The sequence below is a fragment of the Chelativorans xinjiangensis genome, assembly GCF_009812055.1.
GTDB lineage: Bacteria > Pseudomonadota > Alphaproteobacteria > Rhizobiales > Rhizobiaceae > Chelativorans > Chelativorans xinjiangense.
The window spans coordinates 1-8898 of sequence record NZ_WQNH01000092.1; the positions used below are offsets into that span (position 1 = coordinate 1).

Below are 8898 nucleotides of genomic sequence, written 5' to 3' on the forward strand. Positions count from 1 at the left end.
CCACCGCATAGGGTTCGACGCGGTAGTGGTTCGCTTCGGTCCGGGTTGACGCATGGCTGGCAGGGTTGAGGAAGCTGAAAATCCTGGCTGCCTCGTCGCCTTCGCCTAGCCGGGCGAAAGCATGACCCAGCCATGCCGCCGCATGCGAATATTGCCCGCCATTCTCCCGGATTCCGGGCGGATAGGCCTTGATGTAGCCGGGATCGAGCGGCGCCTTGTCGAAAGGCGGCCACAGCAGACGGACCAACCGCTCCTCACCGGAAACAAGCTCGGTTCCAGCGTTCTTCAGCGCGGTCCGTGCCCGGCGCGGTGGCCTGTCGCCCGCCAGAACGGCCCAGGACTGAGCGATGGAATCGATGCGGCATTCCTCCGCGCCCGCCGCTCCCAAAGGATTGCCGTCATCGTCAATCGCGCGCAGGTACCATCCGCCGTCCCAGGCGGCCGCCTCGATGGCTTTCTCCAGCTCACGCGCGCGGCTTTCCCACCGCTCCACGAGGTCGCTACGCTTCACGATACCGGCAAGCCGGCAGAAGCGCCCCATCGTTGCGACCGCAAACCAGGCAAGCCATACGCTCTCGCCGCGTCCCTCGCGCCCGACGCGGTCCATACCGTCGTTCCAGTCGCCGCCGCCCATCAGAGGCAAGCCGTGCGCGCCGCTCGTGACGCCACGCTCGAGCGCACGTTCGCAATGCTCGAACAGGCTGCGCGGTTCGCTCAGCGCGTCATAGCGCGTGTAGCGGTCATCCTCCCGTTCCGTCAGCGGCGGCGCCTGCAGGAACGGCACCTTCTCCTCCAGAATCGCCTCATCGCCGGTGGCCTCCACATAGGCTGCCGTCACATAAGGCAGCCACAGAAGGTCGTCGGAACAGCGCGTGCGCACGCCCCGGTCTGCGGGCGGATGCCACCAGTGCAGCACATCGCCCTCTTCGAACTGATGGACTGCCGCCTTCAGGATATGTGCTCGCGCACGCTCCGGCTCGCTCCAAAGAAGCGCAAGCACGTCCTGCAACTGGTCGCGGAACCCATAGGCGCCGCCCGCCTGATAAAAGCCGGCGCGCGCCAGCAACCGTGAGGAAAATGTCTGGTAGAGCAGCCAGCGGTTGAGCATCAGGTCCAATGCCGGATCGGGCGTCGAGACCGCCACCGCGCCGAGCCGACGATCCCAGAGTTCTGCAAGCTCCTTGAACGCGGCTTCGCAGCGTGCGGGCTCCTGCCAGCGCCGGGTGAGATCGGCAGCCTCGGCGAAGTCTTTTCCCTGCCCCAGGATGAAGATGGCCTCGGCCTTGCCGTCCGCCTCGATGTCGATATGCACCTGGAAGGCCGCACAAGGGTCGGCGCCCGGCCGGACGCGCTGCCCGAGGTCCCAGCGCGCAAGTCCCGCCGGTAGCGCCGGGTCACCCTTCCGGCCCAGAAAATCCTCACGATCGGTGGTGAAGCTGTGCGGCGGCAAATTCGATGTCAGGAACGCCACCCTATCGGCAAAATCCGGGTTCCATGGATTGCGCGCATGAAGCATATGACAGGAGGGATCGTATCCGCATACGACATAAGGCCGCGCCACGCGCGGCAGGGCGCCGAGCAACCATTCAGCATAGTAGGTGGCGGTTACCCTGCGTGCCCTTGCGTGCGGATTGCGCAGTTCGAGCCGGATGATCTTGACCGAGTCGTCCGGTGGCACGAAGACCGTCATCTCCTGCTCGAGCCCGTAAGCGGCACTTCGCCAGGTCGTGTAGCCCGCGCCGTGCCGGACTTCATGGACCCGCCCAGCGCTCGCTGGTCTCGGCGTTGGCGTCCAGACCTCGGCCGTCTCCTCGTCGCGCAGATAGAGCGCCTCGCCGGCCGGGTCGGCGACGGGATCGTTGGTCCAGGGCGTCAACCGGTTCTCGCCGCTGTTCACCGCCCAGGTAAAGCCGCCGCCGGCCTCGGTGACAACCGTGCCGAAGACATCGTTGGCCAGCACATTGCACCAGGGCGCCGGTGTCGTTTCCTCCGGCCGCAGATGGATCACATATTCGCGGCCATCTTCGGTGAAGCCGCCATATCCGTTGTCGAAAAGGAGCCCAGAGGGCCTGGGGAGGTCCGGCGTTTCGAGATACAGCGGAGGTGCGGTCGGTTCGAAACGCGGCGCCATCGGCCGCGGCTGGGACGCCGCGACAAGCTGCTCTTCCAGCGTGCCGCGCGCAGTGTCGAGCACTACGATGGCACATGCTTCCAACAGGCGTCGCTCTTCCTCCCCGACCTGATCGCCGAGGACCAGATGGATGCCGCCGGGACGCCCCAGAAGCTCCTGCGCTTGCGCTTCCTGCAGGAGCGACAGGAGCTTCTCCCGCAAGGGCTCGATATACCCCGACATGCCCGGCCGCATGACGACGAGATCGGCCATGATGCCGCGTCGGTGCCACATCTTCTGGCCGGCGACGAGCACGTGCAAAAGGTCCACGTTCTCCGGATCACCGGCCTTCACGAGCAGGATCGGATGGTCGCCGGAAATGCCGAAGCTCCAGAGCCTGGGCTGTCCCAGCCGATTCGCTGCGATAACATCGGACGCGGCGCGCAAGGCCGTATGCCGGCGGATCAACAGCGACGACAGCGCCTGCAATTCGGGTAGACGCGCCGGCTCAAGGCCGAGTTGCCGGGCCTCGCGCGCTGCTTCCATCGCCGCGTCGTCAAGCACCCAGTCGAGCGCGGCAGGCGTGGCGTAGCGATCGGCGAGGCGCAGAACTGCCTCACGCGATTCCGCCGCCATGGTCGCAAGCGAAAACTGCCGGCGCTCACCCGGCGCGAGCGTCACGCTCATGTCGAACGCCATGACGGGATCGAGCGTCCATCCGGAGGTATCCGTCAGCCCGTCGCGCAGCGCCTGCGGAGCGCGCAGGGTGCCGTTGCGCCCGATGAAGCTGCGTCGGTCGGTCTCGAAACCTTCGATCTCCACGCCAGCTTCGTCTCCGACAACACGTTGGAGAAGAACAGGCGGTTTTTCGCCCGCCCGACGCGGCCGGCGCGTGAACAGCAAAGCCTGCTGGCCGGGCATATACTCGCTGCCCACGAAGAGCTTGCTGAATGCCGGGTGGCGCTCATCATCGAGCGGCGGCGCAAGCACGACTTCACCATATGAGACAAGACGCAGCCGGCGCTCGGCCTCGCTTTCATTGATGAGGCTGATGCGCCTGATCTCCACGTCGTCGCCATGGGCAACCCCCACCTCCATGCGCATGCCGATGCCATGGTCGCGGCGATGGAACTCCGCCATATGGGGGTGGAAGACGATCCTTTCCTCCTCGGGAGCTACACCGGTGGGCTGCCGCCCCATCGACCATACCGCGCCGTCGTCTTCGTCCCTGACATAGAGCCACAGGCCCATGTCGTCGCGCGTCGGATCGGGTTGCCAGCGCGTCAGCGCATGGCCGCGCCAGGAAAGCCCGCCGCCCCCTTCGGCGCTGATGCGGCTTGAAAGGCTGCCGTTGCCGAGCGCATGGATTTGCGGCAGCGCAGTGTCGAGCGGCGGCCGCCACGGATGGGGCGCCGGCAGCGCCGGCTTCTGCCTGCTCTGCGGCTCGGCCAATTCCGAAGCCTGGAGCTCGGGCGGCAGTTCCCAGGGAACACGCTCTTGCACCAGAAGCGCGATGGCGCGGACATTGGCATGAGCGTTGAAGCGGCGTACCAGCGCGCCCGCGAACAGCGCATTGTCGAGGGCGGCCAGAATCATGCCCTGGTGATGCGCCATGTAGCTGCGCACGGGTAGGAAACGCCGGGCCTGCGGCAAGCGCTCGGGCGTGAAATCGGCGGCCTCGAACAGGCCGTAGAGACCGGCAAGGCCGAGTTCTTCGAGCGCTTGCAAGTTCTGCACCGCCAGGTCGGTCCGCACAGATAAGGCAAGCGCCGTGGCATAGGGCGCGATAACCAGATCCTGAGCGAGATCGCGGCGCAAGCCCAGCTCCGATACCCCGAAGCCGCGATAGCGGTAATTATGGTCCGCATCGCGCGAGGCGAAGGAGGATTCGGATATGCCCCAGGGCACACTCCGCCTCTCGGCATAGCGGCGCTGAATGTCAACCGCCGTGCGCTCGCTCTGGCCCAGCAGCGTTTCGGGCGCACTCCTGAGAAACAGCGGCGGCATCAGATACTCGAACATGGAGCCGTTCCAGGAGATCAGCGCCAGGCCGCCCTTTTCGCGCGCCAGCGGACGCCCGAGATGGAACCAGTGCTCGAAGGCGACATCGCCCTTGGCTATGGCGAAGAAGCTGGCAAGCCGCGCCTCGCTTGCCAGAAGGTCGTAATGCGAGGGGTCGAGCCGGTCGGCGCTGACATTGTAGCCGATGTGAAAGAGCCGCGCCTCGCGGTCGAACACAAGACGAAAGTCCATGGCGAAGGCCAGCTTTTCGCTGGTCCTTGCCAGTTCCATCAGCTCGTCATGCAGCGCGCGCTGGCGCGCACAGCCGCATTCGATTGCCATTTCGAGATCGCGCAGCCACGCGGCGGCATGGCCCCTCGCAGCATCCGCCGCCTGCGCGATCACGGAGCAGGCTTGCAAACAGCAATCCTCGATGGCAGCCGGCGATACAGGCACACAGAGCGTTTGCTTCAGCTCCAGCGCAAGCTGTTCCATGCCTGTCGGCGGCGTCTCCAAAAGCGGCAGCCACGGAGAAAATTCCCGCAAGTCGCGCTGCATACGCAACAGATGGTGCCTCGCCCGTTCAAGCCAGATATGGATGTTGCGCAGCCGTTCCGTCTCCTGCACTTCCGATGCCGAAATCGCTTGCGCAAGCGCTTCCTCGAAGCGCGGAAACGCTTCGGCCACGATTTCGGACAGCACCGGCCAGGATGCCGTCACGTCGTCGCGCGCCCTGGAAATGAGCGCGGCCAGATCGGACCGACGGGCGTCGAGTTCGGCGCCATTGTTATGCGGCAGACAGGTCGTCGCCTCGGCGAGCACGTCCAGCGTGTCGGCCAATCCGTCCCAAAGCCGCGCTCTCAGAAGCGGCGCGGCTGCCGCCTCCTCGCAGCCCGCCTTCAGCGCGACGAGGCAGACGGCGAGATTGCCGCTGTCGACGGTCGAGACATAGCGCGGCTCCAGCGGCTCCAGCGTGCGCGTATCGTACCAGTTGAGGAAATGGCCGTGATGCCGGGCGAGCCGGGCGAGCGTGTCGAACGTGTTGCGCATGCGGGCGGCGAACTCGCGCGAACCCAAGTAGCCGAGGTCCCATGCGGTGAGCGCAGAAAGCAGCAGCATGCCGATATTGGTCGGCGAGGTGCGGTGGGCGATCGCCGAATGTGGTTCTTCCTGGAAATTGTCCGGCGGCAGCCAGTTGTCGGCCGGCCCCACGAAAGTCTCGAAATAGAGCCATGTCCTCCGCGCGAGCCGCCTCAGGAAGGCCCGGTCCTGCGGTCGCACCTCTTCCACCGGCAGCTTCCTGGCACGGCTGATGAGCACGGCGATTTCCGGGGAGATCAGCCACACGGCGAGCAATGGAGCGGCCGGGACAAGAGCCACCGGATTTGCGAACTGGATCGCCACCGCTGCCAGGAGGGAGAATACCGGCGTGAACCACATGTAGCGCCAGGCGGCCATGCGGGGGTCAGCTCCGTCGATGGCGGACGCCGTATGGGCGGCGGATGTCCATTCGAGCAAGTGCCGGCGCGAAACGCATAGCCGCCAGCATGTCCGCGTGATCGCGTCGACGGCGACGGCTGCGTCATGAACCAGGAAAACGATGGCAAGCGCCCAGCGCCCCGAATGGTCCGCCAGCCTGTGAAACAACCCCTGCATGGCACCGCGCCGAGGCCCGCGTGCCAGTCCCGTGACGAGATCGGTGAACAGATAGGCGCCGGGCGCGGCCACCGTCAGCAGGGTCCACGCCCACGGGCTGCCCGGCAGGACCAGCCAGCCGGCCAGCGCAAGCAGCAGCAGCGAGAGCTGCACGAGGCTGCGGCGGAGATTGTCCAGCATCTTCCAGCGGTCGAGCGTCGAAAGATTGTTGACGAAACGCTCTCCGCCAACTCCCGGTACACGCCGCATGAGCCACGGCAGCAGCTGCCAGTCGCCGCGCACCCAGCGATGCCAGCGGCGGGCATATTCGACATAGCCTGCCGGAAAATCCTCATAGAGCACGATGTCGCTGACGAGCGCCGCGCGGCCGTGCACGCCCTCGAAAAGGTCGTGGCTGACAAGCGCATTTTCCGGCACCCGACCTTCGAGGCTCTTCTGGAAGGAGGCGACCTCGTAGATGCCCTTGCCGACATAGATCCCTTCGCCAAAGAGGTCCTGATAGACGTCGGAGACGGCGCGTGAATAGATATCGATCGCGGTGTTGCCGGCATAAAGACGGGCGAAGGGCGAGCGGCTGCCGCTCGGCGGCGATATCTCCACGCGCGGCTGCAGGATGCTGTAGCCGGCGCGCACCCTGCCCGAGCGGTCGTCAAAGCGCGCCTCGTTGAGAGGGTGCGCCAGCGTACCGGCGAGCCGGCTCACCGCGCCCGGCGGCAGCACCGTATCCGCGTCGACGGTGACGACAAAGCGGATGCGGCGCAGCAGTTCCGTATCACCCTCGATCAGGCTGAAGCGCGACGTGTCCCCTCCAAGCACAAGGCGGTTGAACTCCTCGAGCTTGCCGCGCTTGCGCTCCCAGCCCATCCAGCAGCCTTCGCAAGGGTTGAGCCGGCGCGGCCGGTGCAAGAGATGGAAGGGACCACCTTCGGCGCTGCCGTACCGTTCATTGAGCCTGCGGATGCCGGCCAGCAATGCTTCCGCGATCTTATCATCCCCTGGTGCATGCTGCTGCGGCGCATCGGCGAAATCGCTCAGCAGCACGAAACGTAGCGACGGGTCCGGATTGGCGAGGCGATGCGCCTCGAGCCTCTCCATCAGCCGTCCGACTTCATCGGCTTTGCGAATGATGACAGGGAGGGTGACGACCGTCGGACAGTCTTCAGGGATGCCCTTCTCGAAATCCAGCTTGGGCAGGACGTGCGGCGGGACCGTAAGCGTGATGACCCAGTGAACGAAGGTGATGCCCAACACGGAAGCCGGAAGGGCCGTCAGTGCAGCCCCCAGGATCAATAGGGCTGGTCCCGCACCGGAAACCGCCAGATAGGCGATTGGCAGCACCAGCGCTGCCGCTGAGGCGGCGAGAAGTGCTGCAACGTAAAGCAGGCCGGGATGGCGGCGAAGCCAGCGGCCGCACGCGATCCGAAATGGGACATCGTAGCCCAGCATCCGCTCGAACGAATACCGGCCCTCCCCGACGAGCCAATGACCGACGTGAACATAAGGCTGTTCCGACACGCCTTGAGCCTGCGAAACAGCCCGTTCGGCGACTTCCTGCTCGGTGACATCGGCGCCCGCCGCCAATTCCTCGACCGCCTTGCGGTAGCGGTCGCGGGTATCGAAATCCATGCGCGGATAGACCCCCGCCGGGTCCTTTCTGAGCGCGGCCTCGACGAGGCTCGTGCGGTCGAAGAAATCCTTCCATTGGACAGACGTAATGCCGATCAGGTTTGTGAGGGCGCGGGCGACACGGTCCGTGTCGTCGAACGTGTCGAACAAATCCACATAGCGCGTCGGTGCGAATGGGGGCCGCACCAGGGGAAACAGTCGGCCGCAGGCATCCACGACGATTTCCAGGCAGGCGAGCCGCAGCATGGTCGGCAGGGCCCACAGCTCGCCGATGGTCAGCGGCGCGCGCTCCTGATAGGCGCGGACGAACTGCGCGAAAGCCGCCAGCGAAAGCTGCAGATGCGACGCGTGCAGATAACCATATGCCAGCGCCAGAACGCGCGGGATTGCCTCGTCCTCGTCATTCTCCAGGCCGGGCAGCCTTTCGTAGAAATCCTCCGGCATGTCGCGGATGACCTGCCGGATGGCACGCCTTATCTGGTAGTCATTGTCGAGCAACCATTCGGCGGCCTTGGAGGCATGCGGCTCGGTATCGGCCGCGGCCTCCCTCAGGGGCCGGAGCCAGTCCATCGTCTGTTCGAGCTTCACCCAGGACGCAACACGGTGCGGCTTCAGCTTCGACGGGCGATGGCCCTCGGCAAGCGTCCACGCCGCTGCGACGAGCGGATCACCTCCGCTTTCCGGCGCCGCCAGCATCACGCGACGGAACCGCGCGGCGGCCGGCCGTTTCTCTGGTTGTTCGCGGCATGATTGCCGTGATTGACATGCGCTCCCATGACGACGAGAAGCGGCGTGTGCGCATGGGTGATTATGTAGCCGGCCACGCTGCCGCAGGCCACATCCGACCGGCTGCTGTGGCCGTGAGCCGACATGACGAGCAGATCGACCCGCTCATCCTCGACAAGCTGCGTCAGGGCACTGCGTACGTCGCCGTTGCGCAGGACCAGGCCGCGCGCGGCAAGCCCGGAACCGGCGAGGCGGCTGCGAATCTGCTCGACATATTTGCGCGCCACGCGCTCGTTGCGCTCGCCCACCAGCTGGCGCAGCCTGTGATCGTCTGCTTCGAGCGGACCGGTCTCGGTCAGTTCGGGTGTCGGGATGATATGGGCAAGAAGCAGCTCCGCGCCGGCAGCGCGCGCCAGACGCACGGCCAGCGGCAGCACGCTTTCAGCCATGCGCGAGCCGTCGAGCGGCACAAGCAGGCGCCGGTAGCGCACCTCGGGAGCCGCCTTGACCGATGGAGGAATCAGGAGCAGCGCGCCGTGGCAACGATCGATCAGCCTGCGCGCGGTTTCGCCCAGTTCCCAGTCGGCTGCATTCTCGTCCGCCTTCGTGCCGACCACCGTGATGCTGGCTTCGAGCTCGCGCACGGAGCGGCAAATCTGATCGACTGGCCGGCCTTCCGCGATCCTGATGTCCAGTTTCGGGGAAAGTGGACGCCCCTCTCCCGCCGCCCGCCGGACACGACCGCGAGCCTCCTGCCGGCGAATGCTCCACTCCACCGG

Annotated in this window: 2 protein-coding genes; both read right to left on the minus strand. The window is 65.9% G+C overall.

The window, feature by feature from the left end:
- The coding region (locus GM910_RS26435) for a GH36-type glycosyl hydrolase domain-containing protein (RefSeq protein WP_159593815.1) at window positions 1-8089 on the minus strand (8089 nt) is incomplete at its 3' end.
- Window positions 8089-8898: universal stress protein (locus tag GM910_RS26440; RefSeq protein WP_210253322.1), on the minus strand; the 810-nt coding region annotated here is incomplete at its 5' end. The genes GM910_RS26435 and GM910_RS26440, both read right to left, overlap by 1 nt.